The organism is Streptosporangium sp. G12 (genome assembly GCF_052983175.1).
The window spans coordinates 1-979 of record NZ_JBRIQO010000097.1; the positions used below are offsets into that span (position 1 = coordinate 1).

General features: G+C 67.5%; 1 protein-coding gene. It reads left to right on the forward strand.

The window, feature by feature from the left end; genetic code table 11:
• Window positions 1–979 (forward strand): non-reducing end alpha-L-arabinofuranosidase family hydrolase (locus ACVCAG_RS45755; protein ID WP_447191672.1); only part of this gene is annotated, 979 nt, incomplete at both ends.

The following is a 979-nucleotide window of genomic DNA, read 5'->3' on the forward strand; positions in this document are numbered from 1 at the left end:
TCTACAACATGGTCCGCGACTTCAAACAGCGCGGCGTGCCCATCGACTGCGTCGGCCTGCAGTCGCACTTCAACAGCAACAGCGCCTACAACAGCAACTACCGCACCACCATCCAGAGTTTCGCCGCCCTGGGCGTGGACGTGCAGATCACCGAGCTGGACATCCAGGGCGGCTCCGCCACCACCTACGCCAACGTGGTCAACGACTGCCTGGCGGTGCCACGCTGCACCGGCATCACCGTGTGGGGCGTGCGCGACAGCGACTCCTGGCTCGGCGCCAACACCACTCCCCTGCTGTTCGACACCTCGGGCAACAAGAAGCCGGCCTACACCTCGGTCCTGAACGCCCTCAACGCCGTGCCCCCCAGCCCCACGCCCACCCCGACCCCCACACCCACCGTCACCCCGACCTCGGGTGGTACCGGGCAGATCAAGGGCGTAGCCTCCGGCCGCTGCGTGGACGTGCCCAACTCCAGCACCACCGACGGCACCCAGGTGACCCTGTGGGACTGTCACACCAACCCCAACCAGCGGTGGACCTACACCTCCGCGCAGGAGCTGCGGGTCTACGGCAACAAGTGCCTGGACGCCGCCGGCACCGCCAACGCCGTCAAGGCCCAGATCTACGCCTGCCACGGCGGCACCAACCAGAAGTGGCGCCTGAACACCGACGGCACCATCACCGGCGTGCAGTCCGGACTGTGCCTGGACGCCGCCGGCAACGGCACCGCCAACGGCACCCTGATCCAGATCTACGCCTGCCACGGCGGCAACAACCAGAAATGGACCTGGAGCGGCACCCCGGGAACCCCTGACCCGACACCGACTCCCTCGGTGACGCCGACCGGTATGTGCAACCTTCCGTCGACCTACCGGTGGAACTCCACCGGCGTGCTGGCGAACCCGAAGTCGGGCTGGGTCTCGCTCAAGGACTTCACCGTCGCCCCCTACGAGGGCAAGCAGCTCGTCTACGCCACCAC